This is a genomic window from Sulfolobus sp. A20 (assembly GCF_001719125.1).
Taxonomy (GTDB): Archaea; Thermoproteota; Thermoprotei_A; order Sulfolobales; family Sulfolobaceae; genus Saccharolobus.
Genome location: NZ_CP017006.1, coordinates 2,163,272 through 2,183,404 on the forward strand (window position 1 = coordinate 2,163,272; position 20,133 = coordinate 2,183,404).

Sequence of the window (20,133 nt, forward strand, 5' to 3'; positions counted from 1 at the left end):
AGGATTTTTAAAAACATAGTAATGAAGTTTTTATAATTACTATTAAATGTAGATATCAAACTTTATAAACTCCCACGTGTAAAGTATAATATGGTTTTAAGAACAGGTGAGCAATACGTTGAGGCTATTAGGAATAGAAGTAAAGTTGAAATTTACGTGATGGGTAAAGAAGTTAAAGATGTTACTCAAGATCCCTTCTTAAAGCCAGCAGTTCTATCATTTAAAGCTACTTATGATGCAGCTCATGAGGAGGATACTAAACATCTGGGTAGAGCTTGGAGTCAGTTCATAAACGAAGAGGTGAACAGATTCACTCATGTACATAGATCTCCGGAGGACTTGGCTGCTAAGGTAAAATTGCTGAGAAAGATAAGCCATAAGACCGGGGCTTGTTTCCAGAGGTGTGTAGGTTGGGATGCGCTGAACACACTTTATATCACAACTAAGTTAATGGCTGAGAAAGGTAAGAAAGAGTATTACGAAAGATTTGTGGAGTACTTAAAATACGTTCAGAAGAACGACTTAGCATTAGCTGGGGCTATGACTGATGTTAAGGGAGTGAGGACTTTAAAACCCAGTGAGCAGCCTAATGCATATTTAAGAGTAACAGAGGTCACTAAAGAAGGAATTTATGTAGCAGGGGCTAAGGCAAATATTACTGGGATAGCTACAGCTGAGGAGATAGTAGTAATGCCTACCAGGGGGATGAGTGAGAAGGATCAAGATTTTGCAATAGCTTTTTCAATACCTTTAGATACTGAAGGAATAAAGGTAATAGTAGGAAGGCAATTGAATGATGCGAGGAGGTTTGAAGAGGGAGAAATTGATGGTTTACCTTATAGGTATAATCATGAAGGTTTAGTAATATTTGATAACGTTTTTGTACCTTGGGAAAGGGTATTCATGTATAAGGATTGGCAGATGAGTGGAATATTAGTTGAAATATTTAGTGCTTATCATAGACAAGGATATGGTGGATGTAAATCTGGTTTAGCGGATGTCATAATAGGTGCTTCTTATAATCTGGCAAAGCAGGTAGGTGTGGATAAAGCTCCTCATATACAAAACAAACTCACCGAAATGGTTTTACTAACTGAAAATATGTATTCAACTGGTATCGCAGCTAGTTTAGATGCTATTAAGTTATGCGAAAACGATTGCTGGTGGGTTAATCCGATGTTCGCAAACGTTACTAAACAGCTAGTCACTAGATTCCCATACGAGATTACTAAGTTTTCAACTGATATAGCAGGTGGAATTTTAGGAACTGGGCCTAGTGAGTGGGACTTAAAGAACCCTAAGTTAAAGCCTTATATCGAGAAGTACCTGCAGGGAATTTCTGATTATAAAGTAGAAGATAGATTGAGAATGATTAGACTATTGGAAAACGTGAGTTTAGGAGTTGCTTTTCTCATAGAGTCAGTTCATGGGGCTGGTAGTCCAGAGGCACAAAGGATAGTGATAAATAGAGTTTACGATTATGATTACGCTAGCAAGATAGCTATGTATTTAGCTAACATTAAGAAAGATGTAGAGTTTAAGGAGAAAGTGGAGCCTTGGAGAGAGACAGATACTGAGAGAACTGCAAAAAGTGTGACAAGTAATGATAAAAAATAAGTATAGTAGCTTAAACGTTTAAGAAAGCATACATCAAATCTCTTTCCGTTACGATTCCAATTAGTTTTTCATTTTCCACTACTGGTAACGTGCCTATCCTCTTGTCTATCATTATCTTAGCTGCTCTCCATATTCGCTCATATCTAGATACAGTTATTAAATTTTTACTACCTGCATCTAATACTTTTCCTATTTTATCATTTTTTGCAATAAATTTAACTATATCCGCAGCAGTTATTATACCTACCAATTTATCATCTTTCATTACTGGTAGCCTTCTAATATTATATCTAGTCATAGTTTTGGCAGCATTTAGGATGTCACTCTCTTCACCTATACAAATGACGTCTTTGCTCATCACTGAATCTATTATACCAGAAAAGTTGTTGGAAGTTAATAACTTTAATACTTCTCTCTCCGTAAATATCCCTACTAAAACGTTATTATCTACAATTGGAACCCCTCCTATACCCTTAGATAACATCAGCCTTACTACTTCATTTACCTCCTCATTTGGGGAAACTGAAACTAAATCCTGACTCATTATGTCTTTAGCCTTCAAATTGATGATATCTAATCCATACTCACTGAAGGAGGCTACTACGTCCCTAGTCGATACTATTCCTATAGGCTTCTCCTCCTTTAGTACTACGACTCTACCAGATGGATCTTTAGATAGGACATCAAGAACTTCCCTCATTGAGGACTCAGTTGATATTGTTATTATAATACTGCTAGCTAAATCTATTACTTTCATATGTATTATATTATCATGATAGTTAAAAAACCTTTAGAAGACTATTCTCGTTGTACTGCCAAATCTCTCAACGTTTCTAAACAACTCCCTATAGTCTTTAGTAAAATTGAAGCTATGAGTTCTTATCATAGCTTCATAGTAACCTTCCTTATCCTTAGCTCTTATCGTTAACCTATTATTCCTAAACGATATCTCATAGTAGTAATGCATAGAGGATAAGGCTACTTTATCTTCTTCAAGTTTTATGTTAGGTTCCTCTGCTAGCACTATAGAACGTACTTCAAAGAGGACTTTCCCTAAGACGAATTCAGCAAATCCCTCAATGTCCTCCTTTTCGGAAATGAAAACCGTGAATGAGCTAGCTATAGACATGAAAGGATCATTAGCTATTGCTGATTCAGTTTTCTCGTATAGGTGAATCGTATTAACGTTATCTAAACTCATCTTCCAAAGTTCCTCATAGGTTGCAATGTGAGGTTTTCCGTTTATCAAGACTCTTATCTTAAAGTTGTAAGAAGAACAAACTACATCCACTGGAATCCTTTTCCTCTCATCCACGCAATACATCTTAATAAATTACTCAAAACCATCTTATAAATGGGTTGTATAACAGTTTTTCGTTTTATATCAGTTTTTATTGTGATAACAATTAGATTGAAAATTTTGACAAAGGAAGGACAAGCCTCTCCCCCGGGGTAAAGTTTTTAAGTGAAGGAAGATTATTGAGGGAAGCCATAAAGCGTAATGAGAACGTGTCCATCCTCCTCAGTACATATCCCCGAGTCTCGAGGAGGGTGGAGTGGGGGCTCCTCTACCCAAGGGATAGGGGTAATTTGGCTGAAGACCCAGCTATCGCTGGACGAGTGGGTATTAATGCCCACTAGCTATGAAGTGGTGAAGGCGGTAAACCTATGAACCGCTCTAAGGGGAGGAGGTCAGAAGAATAGGCTAGTTGTCTAACTCCTTAAAATTTTGAATAATAAAACTAATTCATGAACCGTTTAAAATAATGGTTTATATTGCTTTCTTTTCTCGAATATCCAGTCCTCACTCTCCTCATGACATTCCAAACCGTTTTCTCTGCACAGCTTATTTATCATCTGTTTGATACCTTCCCACCATTCCTTACTTCCCTCTCTGAACTTCAACCCCTTATAATAATTGAAGTGATCATATACTACTCTAGTACTTATGCCACTAATCTCTTCAATAATATCCTTCACTTCACTATCATTTACGCCACGAATAATGGGTCCCAAAAATAGCCAAGTTTCAATTCCATTCTCGCTTAATTTTTTCAACGCATTAATCCTAGCTTTAGGAGGTGGAGCGTTCGGTTCAATATCCTTGTAGAGAGTAGTAACTGTGATTCCCACATCGACTTTATTCTTATACTTCTGTAGAACGTCAATGTCCCTCAATACTAAGGGGGATTTAGTTTGAATAGAAACTCTAAACCCATTTTGTAAAAGCAACTCTACGCTTCTCCTAGTTAGCCTTTCTAGGGCTTCAATAGGTTGATATGGATCGGTTATTGTAGAAACGCCAACAACGCCTCTCTTAAGCATATGTACTTCCCTCTTTAGAACCTCAACTAGATTCTCCTTGACTACAACTACTTTTCCCCAATTAGTTGAAGCGTCGCTATCTGGAGTGAAGTTAGGTGCGTAACAATAACTACAAGCATGAATACAGCCTAAATAGGGATTAAGACTGTAATCAAGCTCTCTCAAACCCGATTTACTTAATGCTGATTTAACTTTAATTCTCTTTACTATCATCAAACTCACTTCTCTAACCATTTATCAATAGTGTTATAGTTTAGCATTGATTTACTTAACCACTTCTTTAAATCCACCCTCAATATTTCTTTTAAGTAAGTGAATACTGGTTCTATAGAATCAAATATTAGAGGCTTATTTTTAAACATTTCTCTAACGTTTTCCCTAACAAACCAGACACCAATAGGTAGATTAAAACCCTCATATATTTCCCTCCATAAGATTGCTGTAGCCTGTTTCCTCCTTTCATATAAGTGCTCAGTTACCCCTAACCTAGACGCATAATAACAACCCCCTATTTCCGGGTAATCCTTTCTTCCATAATATCCTTCATTGTCTACCTCAACATCAACGTAATTTCCCCACTTATTCCACGTACTCCCTGGAAACCATGCTTCACCCCACTCAAAACTCCACTTTCTAGGTAAGAGGATAGCTACGAATAAGTTCCTATTAAATTTTCTAACATACACCTCTATTTTATCTATCGTATCAAAAGTCTTTATTTCCCCTATTAACTTATCAGAAATTATCTTGTCAGTAGCTGTAATACTCCACCTAGTAGGCACGAGTTTTCTTCTTCTCCCCATTCCGCCTATGCTTAATATTTTAGATATTTTTTCTACTTCTAAGCCAAAAGAGTATAATTTAACAATTCCTTCTCTAGCTTTCATATCAAAATCATTATACACCTTTTCGACAATCTTTAATGGAGGTGGTAAGGTAGATATTCTTAATCTATCTAAAGGTGCTGATGGTCCTAACGGAGGAGAATTATCATCTAGTACTCCTCCTACTGGTTTAGATTTGAGATCTAACTCAACGTCAACCGGTCTTGAGGCTATTGTAATCGCTTGTATATCAAGGAGGAGTTTATCAGGATTTATTGCTGAACCTACGTGATATCTTACTCCTCCTCTTACTAAGGATAGTCTGGCAGTTAAGAACTCATCGAGGCTAGAATTTATCCAATACTTTGAGTTTTCAAAATATTCAGTATTCCCTAATATAGGAGGAGATGATGGATATACGATGATCTTAGGATAATTTACTCTACCTACAAATACTGTAGGTGGTGAAGAACCTAGGACTTCCTTACTCTCAATTTTTTTAGTCCTAACTTTAACTAGAATTGGGCAATAGGTTAAGCCACATAAGTACTTAGAAGCTCTACATCTAATACAAAGTTCTGGTCTTATCACTTATTTAATAGTAGTTTTTCAAAATTTATAACACTTTCTAAATAACACATTACAAAGTGATGAGTGCCTCACCATTTATGGTGGGGAGGAAGTCAGTCATGGTTTCAATTATTTGCTATGAAGCTTAATATTAAATTTGCATCTCTTCTGTAAATTTCCTCATAATTAATCCACTTTCCCTTGTAATTTGCAATTATGAGAAGAGAAACAGACCTAACTCCTTTCAATCTACTTATTAGGAATAGAGTTCCAGTTTCCATATCTACAGCATCGTCATAATTTAGGTGTGATTCGTTATAGAAATCGTCACTTTGAAAAACTGATCCATAAAACACTTCTCTCCCTTTTTCCTTTAGGAATTTGTATAAGGAATAGGCTAGTTCTAAGTCAGGGAAGAGTGATAGCACGACATCGTTTCTAAAGCTTTGATAAAGAGAACTTTTGTAGTGATGTGAAACTCCTAAGGGTATGATGTACTTTCCCAACTTCTCTTCTTCTTGAAGCCCACCAGCGGTTCCATATCTCAAGATTATCCTTACTCCATTAGCTATAAGTTCCTCTAAGATTAATGCAGTTGATGGTCCTCCTACTCCATGGGTTGAAATAACTAAATTGTTCCCATTATATTCTCCCATAAAAATTATGTAGCCTCTACGCTTAATGGATCTATGAACTTTCAAATAGTTGCTTAACAATTCTGCTACTTCTGGTTCCTCAACCAATACCGCTTTTTCCGGTAATCTCTCATTTATTATTAGCATAAAAATATGTAGAGTCTCTAGCTTATTAACATCCACTGTTCTTTTACGCTTATTTTTAACAAGAAATATGGCAAATTCTTTGTGAATTAAGCTCATAACGTGGAAGCGGGATAAAAACTAATCCGTAAAGAATAATGATAATAGGCGTTTTGTATCATCTAACAATAGCTGACCTGGGGCAGTTGAATTCCCTATGTGAGAGTATACTATATCATTACCAAATGCTACGTTTAGTATTCTGGAAATCTTTCCTAGGTTTCCCATACCTATGAATATTAAGGGTTTTTTAAGTTTATTTCTGGTCTCATACGTTAAATTAATTAAGGTAAGTAAATCTTTCACATCACTTATCATTGTTGTAATCTTCAAGACATTGGCGTCGTAATAGTTTTCCTCTTCCACTATTCTTCTCAGCTCGTCCATTGACGGAGTAAGTTTGAAATTATGATAAGATAATATAACCCCAACACCATTATTTTTAGCATTTTTTACAACTTCTTGGAAAATATCCGACTGCTTCACACTTCTAAGTTCAACGTCTATTAACTTAACGTTATGAATGGTAATTGCTCTCTCATAGACTTTTACCCTCTCCTCATCACTCAGTTTTACAGCTTTTTCTCCCAGGTCGCTCTCTTCATGGTGTCTAACAGTGAATATTAAGGGAATTTTGGCATTTGAAATTTTCTCCAACAAATGATCTATACTATATCTTTCTTTAAGTAACATATGGTCAAATCTTACCTCAGCTAAATCTACGTTTAACTTCTCAGCTTTTATTAAATCCTCTATTGTTGTAACAACTACACAAGTTAACGGTTTCTTACCTAAAGTTAAGCCTCTAAAGCTAACAGGGTTCTCTAATTCTAGTCTCACATATATAATGATTTTTTAAAAGTAATAAAACGTTTTAAGAAGTTTGACGAAAGAGCTCTAATTAATAGAGGGTTTTTTACTCCTAATTGATGACCTAACCATCCATGATATAGATCAGAAATTTAGACTATTATAAGTAATTTAGACGCAAATACACTTAATACTACTCCTAAAGAAATTCCATAAATTATACCTAAGTACTGACTGCTTCTCCCCAATAGGTAAGAGGAGATATAAGTTATTAAACAAAGAGTCACAATGACAATCGAACTTATAAATAAGGGGAAAAGATTTCCCGTTAGTATATAAGATAAAACGCTGTATGTTTTCAAATAACTCGTAAAAGGTATTATTAATATGCTTGATGGTAAAATATAAGATAAGGGTTTAACGTTAAATGTATTTCTTAAGCTTTGAAGGAAATAGGATAAGGATGAAAACAATGCAACTAGTGTTATGTTAACGTCATTTAGTAAAGTGATAGAGACAATTATTGGTATAACACTCATTACGAAATTCAACTTATTTTTAAGATAATATCCGCTCAAAGGTAAGAAGAAATAATATTTATTTAATAATATGGAAAATACTACGAGTAAACTATACTTAAGAACATCAAAATTTTCAAGAATTTTCTTCTCATAAATTATAAGGAAGTAAATTAGTGAGACTGCTAAGGCAACATACGAAAATATGTAGTAATAAAAGAAGAGCACTAAAATAGATGAGATACCAACCAAAATTATTGGCAAAGTTTGCAAGAATCTCTTCATTAAGAAATAACGAACAATCAGATCATATTTAAAACTTGCTAAGAAAATTGCTGAACATATAATTGATGAAATAGCGATATTTATATCGTAATACCCCTCTGAAAACAAGTAAATAGTAGCTAAGGATAATACAATGGAGGAAATAAGCAATGACGTTCTATTAAACTTTGATAAGACTAACATAAAGGGTATGGAGAATGGGAAAAGCATACTTAATCCTATGCTAATTAAGGTGAAGTCTAATAGCTTTGACTTCCAGAGATAAGGGATTATAAAAATTGGTGTTAAATACAACGCATATCTAAAGCCTTCTAGATATAGTATTATGGAAGAAAATATCAATGATGGTGGGAAAAATAGTCCTAAACCAATTGATAAGAAGATTATAGGTATTTTAAAAATCGTATACGTTAATGCGATTAAAACTGAAAACAATGAAAGAGCCTCATATATCTCTACTTTTCTCTCACTCCTTACCAATATAGCACTTATTACTCCTCCTAACAGATAGAAATAAGATATGTCAGAGTATTCCATTCTGAAAATAGAAATTAGCAAGAAAGTTATACCAGCTATTATAACTCCTCTGTAGTCTAGTAGTCTCGAAATCATCAACGAGAAGAAGAATATCACGATAAACTCTTCTAAAGTGGTTAGAGGTAAAATAACCAAGCCTAGAGCGATACAAAACAGTACAGTAGGAAAAATTCCTTTCTTATCATATCTTATTCCTAAAATTAAGAAGGGTAAGGATAAGACTATGATAAAAAGAGGGAGAACCTCACCTCTAAATGGGGAGGAGGTTAGGATATAGTTATGAGCCAACATAATACCTAAGATGGACAGTATAGGAATAGGTCTCCACTCCTTTAGGAAATAAAAGAAGGATAACACTATTAAGTAAAATGAAACGAAAAACGAGAACCTTTCAAATGCTATACCTATCGTAGCTGCTGATACAATGAACGTTAGGATTCTAGAGACTGTCCACCTCATACCCTATAAAACATATTTATTATAATTAAGTCTTCTCAACTATTTACCAGCCTTAAAGAGTTAATGTTTTGCCAAGCCATGAAGCGTTTATTGGAGTTAATCCTAAAGACTTCTAATAACCTTAACCTCAAAAGGCTTGCCCTCCTTTCATTAAACTGTAGTAAATAACTTTAGGGTTATAAACGACCTTAGCTTTTCATTAAGGGGGAGCATCGCCAAAAGTCTTGTTATGTCCGGATAATTTTTTAACAGTGATTTTCAGAAATCAACTATTTTAAGGTTATAGTAAATTATTTGCCAAAAGGAATTAGGTCAATTTTTTAAAAATGTCGTCTTAGAAACATTTAAAAATACATTATCCGGTACAAAGAGATCTAAAACTCGTTGTTTTTATGATGAAGTATTTTAGCCTGAAAGTTTAAACCAATTTTAACAAATATTCTTTTAAGTTTAAAAATATATATACTTGAAATGAACCAATACCTCTTTAAGGGTAATTTAATTAGTTTAATAGCCTCAGCTTTTATCTTAGCGGAGTTAATTCTGCTTCTTGTTTACGGACTATCTTACATTTTTACAAACGTGTCAAAGGTTTTATTGTGGATAATATTGATAATGGCTTTTCCTTCTTATATAACATATTATAAGGCTGAGCTTAAAAAAGGTATGATACTAAAACTAGCCGGGATAATAGCCATAATCATAGCTCTTATAGGAATGCTATTTGTTCAAATAAATGACTTTCTTGGAGTTGGACTGATACTAATTGGTTACCTATTCGAACCAATTGCTGGAATATCGATTTTTATTACATTAAATACCTTTAACAAATTATACTCAGCGCTATTCTTCTATGGTGCGTTAGTCTTCACTTTAGGTTTACCATTATATTTAATAAATTTAGGTATAATCGCAATAATTGGAGATATCGTAAAGATGGTAGGATTGTATTATTTAGTTAAAAATGGTAATAGATTGTTAAGATAAATTATTTTTAAAATGTGAGGAAACCCCTATGGCGGGAAGTCGGCTTTTCAGCCTCCCAATGTACGAGAATAAATGAGGGGAAACGTCTAAGGGTAAGAAGTAAGACTACTAGATCTTTCTCTTGATTCTCTCAAGCCTTATATCCTCATCTATTCTCTTTTCCAATTTTTCTAAGTTATTAGAAACTGCGAAGTATCCCAAAAAGGCGTTGAAGCTATCATCATGCTGTAAGACTATCTTTATTGTATTGTTATTAATTTTTTCGATATCTATTATTCCTCCACCCTTATTACTATCGTAAACTATTCTCACTTTACTGTCACCGGTATAGATCCTTCCTTTTAAATTATATTTCATTGTAACAACTTTACCATTAGCCTCAAATTCATTACCTTTAGTTTCTACTTTACTCACATAAGGGAAAAGCTTAGGAATAGTAAAGAGTGGGTCAGACATGATCCTTAATACGATATCCACTTCGTGGTTTACTTTAATATACTTCTCTATTCTCATACCATTATATCATATTGTTTATACTAATTTAAATTTCTGAATCAATATTAGGACAGGTCGATTAAAATGTGGTTATAAGATCTTTAAAAATTACAAATATTGTATAAGTAAAAAACTATCTTAAACTTTAATACTGACTAAGAAACGGTAAGCTCGCCCTTTAGGGCGGAGTAATATTTTTAGTGAAGGAATGTTATTGAGGGAAGCCAAAGAGGGGTAGTGAGAACGTGTCCTTCCTCCTTAATACATATCTCAAGCACTAAAAAAGGTAGGGAAAAGGGATAAGATAATTTGGGGTTTGGGTTTCATCGGATCTCATATAATTTGATATCGACCCTCAACCCTTGGGCATCACGGGAGTCAAGCGGGTCTCCCGCCTTCACCCGCCCCCTTAGCGGGATAACCCCAACCCACAGTGGGGGAACATCTTGGGCTATGCCAGCCTTTCGGGATACATACCCACATCTGGCATTATGTAAAAAAATTAGATGGAGTTACATAAACTTAATTCTCTCACTGAAACTGCTTACCACGGCTGAACCATCACTGGACGACTAAGCGTTAAAGCCCACTAGCTATGAGGTGATGAAAATGAAGGTGGTGAGCTTGTGAACTGCTCTAAGGGGAGGAGGTCAGATAAACGAGAAAAATCGAAGTCTAATTTTCGAGTTTTCAAACATCTCATACCAGACCATCTATAACACCTACACTGCAAAAGGGTTTAACAAAATCCTTATTTCTTCTCTTCTTTTTTCAATTCATCTATAGCCTCTTGAGCTATTCTAAAGGCTTCCATAGCAGCAGGTAAGCCACAGTAAGCCCCAACTTGTATGAGAACTTCCTTAATTTCGTCCTCAGTACACCCATTTCTTATTGCACCCTTAACATGCAGTTTTAATTCGTTTGATCTATTTAACGCAGCTAATATTCCAATATTTATTAAACTTCTTATCTTTCTTGGAATTACTTCATCTCTAGTCCAAACTAATCCCCATGCGAAAATGGTTACCATTTCTTGTAATTCTCTGTTAAAATCTGTCGTATTATTTAAAGCCCTAATTACGTATTCCTCACCCATTACTTGCTTCCTAACTTCCAAGCCTTTATCGAATATCTTCTTTAACTCGGGATTTTTATCGAAAAGACTACCCATGATAAAACATTTATAACATATCTAATAAATCTTTTATTTGAAAAATTTCATATACGAACAATTTTAGCTTATCGCGGAAAGCCTGATCTTATCTATTGAGTGATTTTATCTTGGATAATACTAATTCATTGGACTCAATATCTTAAATAATTTTTAAATAATTTGTATATAATAAAATTAAAATAGTTAAATTGTTATTCACTAATAAAATTACTTTATAAAGTAATCTATAGTGACTTTCTTTACAGCCTCGTCTAATTTCCTTAATGCTTCTTCTCCCAATTTCCATCCTATACTACCTAAGTTATCCTTGATATGCTCTTGTTTAGTACTGTTGAAAATAGCGAAGACGTTATCTTTCATAATTAGCCAGTTCAATACTACTTGGGCAGGAGACTTATTTAGTTGTTTTGCAATCGAATTTATTTCCTCAACCAAAGGTTCTATCGACTTAACATATGCTTCTCTAGCCAAGACATACCATCTGTATTCATCCTTAATTTCTTTTCTCCCTATCAAATAGCCTAAGCCTAAGGAATCGTAAGCTAAAGTTGGTATATTCTCCCTTATCATATAAGGCAAAACCTCCTTCTCTATATCTCTAAAGAGAAGATTATAATGTAACTCGTTAGCTGCTACATCCGTCTTTGATAAGTGTTCCCTAAACTCCCTTAGCAGGGGTAATGAGAAATTACTTAAACCTACATACCTTATTTTACCTTCATTAATTAGTCTCTCCATTGCTTTAGCCGTTTCTCTGATTGGCACGTAGTGGTTAGGCCAGTGAACTAAGTATAAATCTATATAGGTTGTATCCAACCTCTTTAAGCTAGCCTCTGCTGCTCTTAATACATCTTCATATCTCAAGTGATCAATCGATACTTTGGTAATTATGAATACATCCTCCCTTTTAAATGCCTTAATTGCCTCGCCAATAACACTCTCTGATGTTCCGTTACCATAGCTTTCTGCAGTATCAATTGCATTTATGCCTAACTCAACTGCTTTTCTAATCACATTGATTGCATCACTTTTACCAATAATGGATGGCGTACCAAACTGCCATGATCCTAATATTAATGGAGAAATCTTTTCTTCAGTCCAACCTAGTACTTTTTTCTCCATAGTCAAATAGCTAACCTTTAGAAGTTTAAAAATTTTTTCCATTAGTTTTCTAAGTTAATTTAAATAATACTTGCTTAAAATCGACAGTTACTTATTTATTAAAAATTTAGGTAAATTAATCTAGAATAGTATGCTATAAAACCTTTTAAATATTTCATCTAATGACCATTAAGGTTGAATATAAAACTATTTTATTTTTTTGAAAATATTGGTTCGAACCATTGATTTGAATAACTTTTAAAAAGTGTTTACACGTTACCTAATTACGTGAGTCATGAAACCTTAAATTCGGACAAGATGTTAAGGAAAGAGTTGTCTCTTCTAGACCTGACTTTTTTAGCCTTAGGAGGTATTATAGGTTCAGCTTGGCTATTCTCTGCATTAAGTGCTGCATCTGTAGCAGGACCTTCATCAGTCTTCTCATGGATTATTGGAGGCATATTAATGATGTTCATAGGATTAGCTTACGCCGAGTTAGGAACGGCAATACCAAAGAGTGGAGGAATAGTAAGATATCCCCACTATAGTCACGGTAGTTATATTGGATATATAATGGCAGTGCTTTACCTGATTTCAGCTGTTACCACACCATCAATAGAAGCTGAAGCTGTGGTAGAGTACATAACTGGTATAAATCCATCATTATCCAATTTACTGACTACAACAGTTAATGGAGTTACCATATTAACCTTACCGGGTATAGGTCTTGCAATAATATTATTAATAATTTTCTTCTTTATAAATTATTTTGGAATCAAAGTATTAGGTAAGACAAATACTGGAATAACAATATGGAAACTAATAGTCCCGACAATAACCTTTATACTGTTATTTCTAGCGTTTAATACAAAGAATTTCACATCCTACAGCTTTTTCTCAAATAGTGGAAACTATACGGGAACTATTGCAATGCTCTACGCTATCCCTTCTACCGGAATAGTTTATGCCTATTTAGGATTCAGACAACCAGTTGAGTACGCTGGTGAAGCTAAGAATCCGCAAAGAGATGTAGCAAGAGCAATAGTCCTTTCATTATTAATAGCTATAGCGATTTACACTTTTCTCCAAATATCATTTATTGGGGCTATAGATTGGAGCGGAATTAACGTTACACCAGGTAATTGGACAGCTTTACTAAGCAGTCCTTTAGCAAATGGTCCCTTTTATTATGAGTTGAATGATGCAGGAAGAGCTCTAGGTTTATCATTACTTACTTACTGGAGTTATGTATTATTAATAGATGCAGTTATATCCCCTAGCGGGACGGGATTAGTTTACATAGGTACTACTACTAGAACTTTTTATGGCATCGCAACAGATGAGTATTTCCCACAGATATTCTTAAGATTAAATAAATATAGAATTCCTATATGGTCGTTAGCAGCCACACTAGTAGCCAGTATTGTATTTTTATTACCTTTCCCCAGCTGGTATGAATTCGTGGGATTTAGCTCATTAGCTACAGTCTTCACATACGTCATGGGAGGGATAGGTTTACAAACTCTAAGAAAAACCGCTCCAGATCTTAGGAGACCTGTGAGAATATTTGGAGGAAGTATAATAGCACCTATAGCTACGATATCAGCAATACTAGTAGTCTACTGGTCTGGGTTCACTACCATATTCTTTGTCCTAACTTCTCTTTTCATTTTAGTACCTATATTCTGGATGTATTATGCTATTAAGAAGCTGAATATGAACTTAGTAGTAGGAATAGGCGTGGGATTATTTCAACTAATAGCTAATGTTGGATTAGCCTATTTCGCTTATTTAAACATATTAAACGATACATCATCCATTATTCCAAGTTTTATACTATACTTTTTAGGGTTTTTAGGAATGGTTATCATACCTAGCGTTGTTGGGTACTTTATGGTAAATAATGAGGGTAAAAGGTATGTGTTAAGTGGGTTATGGCTACTCGGGTTAATACTATCAATTTATCTGCTAAGTTTCTTCGGAAACTTTGGACCCCTTAGTAATCCTTTAATTCCTTTCCCGTATGATACTATCATAGCAATAGCTATAGGTTTAGTATTTCATTACTTTGCAGTGAAGAGCGGGTTCAGAACAGAAGAGATCAAGAGTATAATAAAAGAGCAACTGGAACAAGATTAATTTTTTTAGACTTCATCCTTACTAATTAGGTCCTCCTCATTTTGTAAATTATTAAAGTACTACTTGTTTAAACCTCAGTCTAACATGTACGTAAGCTATTATAAGACCTATTATTAATGAAACTATTATGAGACTTACCTCTCTAATTCCTATGGATGTATTTATAGGATTGTAAAGATGATATCCTTGGTATAAGATTAGGGAAAGAGCAAATACCATGATAATTATTATCGAATTTCTGATCTTTGTGGTAACTCCCCTAAACTGTAACCTTCTCCTCCAAAACTCGCCTGTAAAGTAAAATATTATTATTCCAATGTCAATAAATATGTATTTTACAAAAACAGTATATAGAAAGCTCTCCCACCATGATATTAAATTGTTTAACTCATATAGCTGAATAAAAACGAAGCTAGAGTAAAATATCATCCAATCAACTAATCTACTGTTCTTGAAAGGGCCATAAATCCTTATCCACGGCATCTTATTAACTTCTTTTAATCCCGGGTCAGCAGTTTTATTTATTATTCTGACTGGATCTTCAAGATACCATAACATTCCTTTACTCTTTCTGTTCACGTTACCGTCGTAATCCAGCATGAACTTTCCTACTAATCTACCTAAGGGAAAGAACAATTCAACTCCCCTATCTGTCGGAGATGTTAACATATCTAGGGCTATGTGTAAGAAAACCCCTAAACCTAAGTATTGATTAAATAAAGTAATGGCTAAAGCAAAGAACACATTGTGAAATAGCGCTCTATGTAACTGATACTTGGCAAATATCTTTCTCTTCGTGAATACATATTCTCTGTCTAAATCTGGTATTGCAGCCCCAATTCCTACCAATACTGCTATCGTGACATCATTGTGAAATAATAGCAAGCCAACGGCTAAGGCTAAAGCTATATGTGTATTAAGATTCATAAATTAAATTACTAACTCCTTTATATAATCCTTATTATTTTTACGCTAATCACTATGATCGGAGATGTCGAATACTAAAAAGGGATTACCAAATCAGTAAAGACTCGCCCTTTAGCGCGTGGAGGAATTCAGACAAACAAATTACTCAAAGTCCTCATCTTCTAGACTCTCTAACTCATCTGTTTGATGTGACTTTTCTTCTTTTACCTTCTTTTCATATTCCTTTCTAACCTTCTCCTCTAAACTTATATACTCTTTTGAGGCTTCATTCAGTACGTAATTAAGCCTGTGTAATAGTAATGCAGCCTCTGATTGGCTTAGTTGAAATCCTACTCTGTTATTTCCATCATCTATTACCAGTAAAAATCTAGCTTCTTGCGGAAAACCTTTATCGTTAATCGTTGGGGAATCTACAAGTAATTCTAATGTCTTAGTTTTGCCATCCTTTGTAAACCTGGGTATCCTGAGAACTCTCTTCATAATCTATAGTTTGTTTTATAAACAATAATATACTTATTTGCTAAGCTACTCCTCTGCCTTTTATTAAAATCCTAGGATATAATAATAACGAATTCGAATGGTCTGGAAACCTTAAAATATATAAACGAGGATTTAGAATTATTTTAATTGACTTCCTTCCCGTTAGTGAGGTTCTCCTTATTTTCTCATAGGATAATGTTAGCTAGCTGAACGGGATAAATAAGAACGAGCTGGCCTCCTCCCTGCCATAAAGGGTGAGGCTTGTCGCTTTATTGTCAACGAAAATGCTAATCTGAGGTTTCCTAGAATTCTTCAGAATAGACAACACTTTCAGAGAGTTAATTAGGCAGGAAATTAGCCAAGGTCATAAAGAAAAAGCTAAGTCATGATCCTATAAGAGGATCTAAAATAGTGGAACTACTTAGAGCCTCTAGCGAGTCATTAAAGGAACTGGGGCAGACCGAGTTAAAGAAACTGTTCGACGATATAGATTCATAGAGAAACCTCCCAAAGATAGAAATTATAAAGAACTCCGACCTAAGAATGGAAATTATAGTTTCATTTGGGCTCAGAGAGCTAAACAATGAGGTAATTGTCCTATTGGAAGAATGCTTACTATCCTACCCTAAAGAGCCCGCTGAATACTGTCAAGCACTGAGCGAAAGGGATAAGAAAGTTTTGACAATTCTGTTAGATAGACCTTACCTATTGTATCAAGTTCTAAGCATAATGGATTTAGGCATCTATGGGCTTCTCAGCACCCTCCTATATACAGCATATTTGGCGTATGCCGCAAGCGGGATTGCTGCGTATTCCGAAGGTAGGAAAGATGTACACGAAAAATACTTAGAGGAACTTAGGGATCACCAAAAAGAGATGCTCGATAACCTAAAACATGATAGTGATGCCTAATATGAAATAGCATACAATGATGAGTTTGATGAAGTCTTAGCTGATATTGAGGAAAAGGCTGGAGCTTTGCTAAAGACTGACCAAGATGAGGAAAAATAGGAAACTTCTGACCCTTCCATTCAGCTTTAGAAGGCTCTTTTGAATTAACTCCTTAGATAAATGAAAAAATTTAACTATCATTATTACGAAATGAGAAATCCTTGTCCTTTAAGACGGAGGTTGGTTCCTATAAACTATTTTGTAAATCAATCTTTAAGAAACTCATGGGAGCGAATAGAGACTTATACATATACCTAAAAACTAAATATATATTTATTTTTATGTAAAAATCTATAAAAATTCTGTATAATCTAAAAATTTTACTTCAAAACTTAACAATTTTACAGATATTCTTTAAACTTGACTGATATTGTGTATAATAAAGTCTACTAGATAATAGAAGTGAATTTCATTACTATTAAAAGAAAATATATATAGAACCCTGTAAATAGTATGTATTTTAGAGGAGTAAATGGATAATGCTGTGACTGAATTCGTTCTAGTAGTTGTAACGATATTAATAGGATTAGTCTTGTTTAGCTTGGTCTCGAGTTACTCAACTTATCAAGTAAGTAATTATGCTGTATTATCAGAGGCTCAACAAATAGCTTATAATCTTAAGATAGATATAGTAACGTTAGAGGATGGGTACACATTAATTGTACCCTACTCTTATTCATCTTACAATGGAAGTTTATATTTAACAGTATTTCAAGCACCTGCATATCTGATTAACTCAAGCAACTTATTGAATCCAACAATGCCTGGCATAAGTTATGTAACAATCTATAACTCAACATCTGGAAATCAAATATCCTTTATTCAGCTAGATGGGAGGATATACTCACTTAGCAATCAACAATTGCCTTCACCTCTAAGTGTAATTAAGGATAACTTCGCCCCTGTATATACTAGCACTCCTCCAAAGGGTTATATCGACATTGTCTGGGTTATAGTAGAAGTAAACGGAGCGTATTATGTTGTTAGTACAGAGGTGATAGCATGAATAAAAAGGGATTATCTAGTATAATTGGTTTTCTAATACTATTAATGATAATTTTAGTTGTAGCTGTTCCATTAGCTTACTTATACTTGTCTTCTAACGTAGAACAGCACGTACAATCCCAATTGTTATCATCTAAAGAATATTTAGCTTCTCTAGAGAAGCAAGAAGTGGGAATAGGTGCTACAGCGAATTCTCAAAATGATTTCTTAACTATAGAATATTATGACGGTATTATATATTTCATCATATTAAATAAGGAAAGGTTAGTGAACATTACAATAATAAGAGTTTTTGCAAATCAAACTGAAATAAATGATTATCTAAATGTGAGTTTACCCTTCACGATATCCCTAAAAGAAGTTACCACGTATGATGCACCATTTTACTTCGGCTATCCCGCAATTGCTATAAAAGTTACTAATAGTGAGTTCTACAATAGCGAATTAGTTATACAAACTTCTCTAGGTAATGTTTTTGTAGTTCAGCCAATCAGCTCTACGTTATTAAACTCAGCTAGATTAGCCAATGTTTTGACATCATATAGTACAGAGAAGCAAGCAAATATACAAATTGGAAATCTATCAGCTTCACAAGTGTTTAATAATTTATTAGCATCGATAAATTATATATCACCTTTCAACTTTAATTTATTACCTGGCGGTCTTCAGAAAGTAAATATAGGACCGAATCAAGAATATCCTCAATATACTACTATTTCCTATTTCCCTACTTCAGGATATCTAGGAACTCTAGTAAGTGCATTTTACAAAGATCAAGGTATATATAATGGGACGTTCAGTGGTGAGATTTATGGTAATTTTTACCTAAGTGCATATCCTTCTAGCTCTTTCCAGCCTAGGCTTGTAAGTAATCTCTCTTTATATGGTTTTAATGGAAACATAAGTTTCCCAATAGTTTTCTATAGTGGTTCTGGGGTTTTAGTTAATTATCAACTTTTTACGATAAATGTGATATTTAACGGGAATCTGTATAACGGTACAATCTTAGGTAGTGTATATCTTAACAATAAGCCATCTTTAGCTGTGATTAGTTTAAGCGAAGGATTTCCGCCTTATATGAACGGTACTCTAAAGTTTATTAACGGACCTTATGCAGGAAAAGAGTGGAAAATAGCAGTAAATATGGATAGATTATCCCTATTATATAATATTAGTAATATAATTTCAATTAGAAATCTAACTGACAACAAATGGATAAAAGTTCCTGTCAATATTACACCACTTTACTTACAAGGGTATGTAACAACTAATAGCTACAATAATCTAAACTTTACTATTAATGAAACAATAATGCCTGGTTACAATTTTAAGGAATATTCAAATTACACTATCATTTCATTTAAACCTCGAGTCAACTCAGAGGTATACTTAACTATAGGTAATGATATGGTATCAATAGTTACTGGTAATGGACCTCAGAATATTATGTTATATGGTGCATATTATAGCCCATTTGTATATCCGAAGTATAATAGCTTCTTTCCAGCAGATTATCAGTTATTCTACATAAGTGGAACTGTAGATGAAGGTAAGATAAATGATGGATTTCCGTATTATATCAATAGTCTTATTACCTTACGTAATCTCAATTATTTACCGGCGATTTTCTTTAATGATTCCTCTAACTACTTAATATTCTATGACGCGTCTATATACGCCCTAGGCTTGATAATACCCCCATTTAACGTTACAGCTACCATAACAATATCTAATGGTGGGAGTTTGCCAATTACCTTTAATTATACCTTATCAACTCTAGTTCTATACTATCAATTCTACATACAAACTTTCGCCAGCACACTCCCATCTACGGGTTCATTGATAACTTTGACAGTAAACAATCCGTTAAATCCATCTATCACAATACAACCAAATTCTTATCAGAACATAACTTTAAATTTACTTATACCTGCAACTAATGTAGTTAGCTTATTGTATTACTATTCATCATATTATAAAATAACACCTTCGATTGCAGGTCAGCTAATAGTTCAATTCCATATTGAAGGGACTAACGAATACTACACTGTAACTCTTAATACGCTTTTAAATCAACAAGTGATTAATGAATAGAAAATCCCATTCAAACT

Annotated in this window: 18 protein-coding genes; 6 read left to right on the plus strand and 12 right to left on the minus strand. The window is 34.0% G+C overall.

Annotation, left to right across the window (positions count from 1 at the left end; translation table 11 throughout):
* Positions 1–90: 90 nt before the first annotated feature.
* Entirely contained in the window at positions 91–1,617 is a 1,527-nt protein-coding gene (locus tag BFU36_RS11260; protein ID WP_069284119.1) for a 4-hydroxyphenylacetate 3-hydroxylase family protein, read from the plus strand.
* Positions 1,618–1,627: 10 nt separating this feature from the next.
* Here the strand turns inward: BFU36_RS11260 and BFU36_RS11265 are convergent, their stop codons facing one another.
* The 7 genes from BFU36_RS11265 to BFU36_RS11295 form a co-directional block, all read right to left on the minus strand.
* Positions 1,628–2,374, minus strand: coding sequence for a CBS domain-containing protein (locus tag BFU36_RS11265; protein ID WP_069284120.1), 747 nt, complete (start codon positions 2,372–2,374; stop codon positions 1,628–1,630).
* A 33-nt stretch (positions 2,375–2,407) separates the two neighbouring features.
* Complete coding sequence (locus BFU36_RS11270; RefSeq protein ID WP_069284121.1) at positions 2,408–2,941, minus strand: hypothetical protein; 534 nt, start codon at positions 2,939–2,941, stop codon at positions 2,408–2,410.
* Between the two features lie 434 nt (positions 2,942–3,375).
* Entirely contained in the window at positions 3,376–4,155 is a 780-nt protein-coding gene (locus BFU36_RS11275; RefSeq protein ID WP_069284749.1) for a radical SAM protein, read from the minus strand.
* A 5-nt stretch (positions 4,156–4,160) separates the two neighbouring features.
* Positions 4,161–5,357, minus strand: coding sequence for an Nre family DNA repair protein (locus BFU36_RS11280; protein WP_069284122.1), 1,197 nt, complete (start codon positions 5,355–5,357; stop codon positions 4,161–4,163).
* Between the two features lie 104 nt (positions 5,358–5,461).
* Positions 5,462–6,118 (minus strand): hypothetical protein, encoded by a 657-nt coding sequence (locus BFU36_RS11285; protein WP_069284123.1) that lies wholly within the window; start codon positions 6,116–6,118, stop codon positions 5,462–5,464.
* Between the two features lie 117 nt (positions 6,119–6,235).
* Positions 6,236–6,994 carry a type I 3-dehydroquinate dehydratase gene (aroD, locus tag BFU36_RS11290; RefSeq protein WP_069284124.1) on the minus strand — a complete coding sequence of 253 codons (759 nt, stop codon included), beginning with the start codon at positions 6,992–6,994 and terminating at the stop codon, positions 6,236–6,238.
* 122 nt (positions 6,995–7,116) lie between these two features.
* Positions 7,117–8,763 carry a hypothetical protein gene (locus tag BFU36_RS11295; protein ID WP_069284125.1) on the minus strand — a complete coding sequence of 549 codons (1,647 nt, stop codon included), beginning with the start codon at positions 8,761–8,763 and terminating at the stop codon, positions 7,117–7,119.
* Positions 8,764–9,234: 471 nt separating this feature from the next.
* Between BFU36_RS11295 and BFU36_RS11300 the strand changes: the two genes are divergently transcribed.
* On the plus strand, positions 9,235–9,750 hold the full coding sequence (locus BFU36_RS11300) for a hypothetical protein (protein ID WP_069284126.1): 516 nt from the start codon (positions 9,235–9,237) through the stop codon (positions 9,748–9,750).
* Between the two features lie 108 nt (positions 9,751–9,858).
* On the opposite strand, the gene BFU36_RS11305 is transcribed toward BFU36_RS11300, so the two are convergent.
* The 3 genes from BFU36_RS11305 to BFU36_RS11315 form a co-directional block, all read right to left on the minus strand.
* Positions 9,859–10,263 (minus strand): STK_08120 family protein, encoded by a 405-nt coding sequence (locus BFU36_RS11305; RefSeq protein WP_069284127.1) that lies wholly within the window; start codon positions 10,261–10,263, stop codon positions 9,859–9,861.
* Positions 10,264–10,996: 733 nt separating this feature from the next.
* Positions 10,997–11,416, minus strand: a complete 420-nt coding sequence (locus BFU36_RS11310) for a carboxymuconolactone decarboxylase family protein (RefSeq protein WP_069284128.1) — start codon at positions 11,414–11,416, stop codon at positions 10,997–10,999.
* Positions 11,417–11,626: 210 nt separating this feature from the next.
* On the minus strand, positions 11,627–12,541 hold the full coding sequence (locus BFU36_RS11315; RefSeq protein WP_069284750.1) for an aldo/keto reductase: 915 nt from the start codon (positions 12,539–12,541) through the stop codon (positions 11,627–11,629).
* Between the two features lie 297 nt (positions 12,542–12,838).
* Here BFU36_RS11315 and BFU36_RS11320 point away from each other — a divergent pair, with 297 nt between their 5' ends.
* Positions 12,839–14,659 carry an APC family permease gene (locus BFU36_RS11320; RefSeq protein ID WP_069284129.1) on the plus strand — a complete coding sequence of 607 codons (1,821 nt, stop codon included), beginning with the start codon at positions 12,839–12,841 and terminating at the stop codon, positions 14,657–14,659.
* Positions 14,660–14,710: 51 nt separating this feature from the next.
* Here the strand turns inward: BFU36_RS11320 and BFU36_RS11325 are convergent, their stop codons facing one another.
* Together BFU36_RS11325 and BFU36_RS11330 are read right to left on the minus strand one after the other, a co-directional pair.
* Positions 14,711–15,586: a metal-dependent hydrolase gene (locus BFU36_RS11325; protein ID WP_069284130.1), complete on the minus strand. Its 876-nt coding sequence runs from the start codon at positions 15,584–15,586 to the stop codon at positions 14,711–14,713.
* A 141-nt stretch (positions 15,587–15,727) separates the two neighbouring features.
* Positions 15,728–16,066, minus strand: a complete 339-nt coding sequence (locus BFU36_RS11330; RefSeq protein WP_069284131.1) for a hypothetical protein — start codon at positions 16,064–16,066, stop codon at positions 15,728–15,730.
* 543 nt (positions 16,067–16,609) lie between these two features.
* Between BFU36_RS11330 and BFU36_RS14300 the strand changes: the two genes are divergently transcribed.
* From BFU36_RS14300 to BFU36_RS11345, 3 genes are all read left to right on the plus strand, one after another.
* The gene (locus BFU36_RS14300; RefSeq protein WP_231961141.1) at positions 16,610–16,978 is read left to right on the plus strand and encodes a hypothetical protein; all 369 of its coding nucleotides are present in this window, start codon (positions 16,610–16,612) and stop codon (positions 16,976–16,978) included.
* Positions 16,979–17,489: 511 nt separating this feature from the next.
* Positions 17,490–18,023 carry a hypothetical protein gene (locus BFU36_RS11340; protein WP_069284132.1) on the plus strand — a complete coding sequence of 178 codons (534 nt, stop codon included), beginning with the start codon at positions 17,490–17,492 and terminating at the stop codon, positions 18,021–18,023.
* On the plus strand, positions 18,020–20,116 hold the full coding sequence (locus tag BFU36_RS11345) for an archaellin/type IV pilin N-terminal domain-containing protein (protein ID WP_069284133.1): 2,097 nt from the start codon (positions 18,020–18,022) through the stop codon (positions 20,114–20,116). Before BFU36_RS11340 ends, BFU36_RS11345 begins: the two co-directional genes overlap by 4 nt.
* The last annotated feature ends 17 nt before the right edge of the window (positions 20,117–20,133 follow it).

Excerpts from the sequence above, each read along its gene's own strand:
- BFU36_RS11260 (WP_069284119.1), top strand. The coding sequence starts at position 91 with ATGGTTTTAAGAACAGGTGAGCAATACGTTGAGGCTATTAGGAATAGA.
- BFU36_RS11265 (WP_069284120.1), bottom strand. The coding sequence starts at position 2,374 with ATGAAAGTAATAGATTTAGCTAGCAGTATTATAATAACAATATCAACT.
- BFU36_RS11270 (WP_069284121.1), bottom strand. The coding sequence starts at position 2,941 with ATGTATTGCGTGGATGAGAGGAAAAGGATTCCAGTGGATGTAGTTTGT.
- BFU36_RS11275 (WP_069284749.1), bottom strand. The coding sequence starts at position 4,155 with ATGATAGTAAAGAGAATTAAAGTTAAATCAGCATTAAGTAAATCGGGT.
- BFU36_RS11285 (WP_069284123.1), bottom strand. The coding sequence starts at position 6,118 with ATGCTAATAATAAATGAGAGATTACCGGAAAAAGCGGTATTGGTTGAG.
- BFU36_RS11295 (WP_069284125.1), bottom strand. The coding sequence starts at position 8,763 with ATGAGGTGGACAGTCTCTAGAATCCTAACGTTCATTGTATCAGCAGCT.
- BFU36_RS11300 (WP_069284126.1), top strand. The coding sequence starts at position 9,235 with ATGAACCAATACCTCTTTAAGGGTAATTTAATTAGTTTAATAGCCTCA.
- BFU36_RS11305 (WP_069284127.1), bottom strand. The coding sequence starts at position 10,263 with ATGAGAATAGAGAAGTATATTAAAGTAAACCACGAAGTGGATATCGTA.
- BFU36_RS11310 (WP_069284128.1), bottom strand. The coding sequence starts at position 11,416 with ATGGGTAGTCTTTTCGATAAAAATCCCGAGTTAAAGAAGATATTCGAT.
- BFU36_RS11315 (WP_069284750.1), bottom strand. The coding sequence starts at position 12,541 with ATGGAGAAAAAAGTACTAGGTTGGACTGAAGAAAAGATTTCTCCATTA.
- BFU36_RS11320 (WP_069284129.1), top strand. The coding sequence starts at position 12,839 with ATGTTAAGGAAAGAGTTGTCTCTTCTAGACCTGACTTTTTTAGCCTTA.
- BFU36_RS11325 (WP_069284130.1), bottom strand. The coding sequence starts at position 15,586 with ATGAATCTTAATACACATATAGCTTTAGCCTTAGCCGTTGGCTTGCTA.
- BFU36_RS11330 (WP_069284131.1), bottom strand. The coding sequence starts at position 16,066 with ATGAAGAGAGTTCTCAGGATACCCAGGTTTACAAAGGATGGCAAAACT.
- BFU36_RS14300 (WP_231961141.1), top strand. The coding sequence starts at position 16,610 with ATGGAAATTATAGTTTCATTTGGGCTCAGAGAGCTAAACAATGAGGTA.
- BFU36_RS11340 (WP_069284132.1), top strand. The coding sequence starts at position 17,490 with ATGGATAATGCTGTGACTGAATTCGTTCTAGTAGTTGTAACGATATTA.
- BFU36_RS11345 (WP_069284133.1), top strand. The coding sequence starts at position 18,020 with ATGAATAAAAAGGGATTATCTAGTATAATTGGTTTTCTAATACTATTA.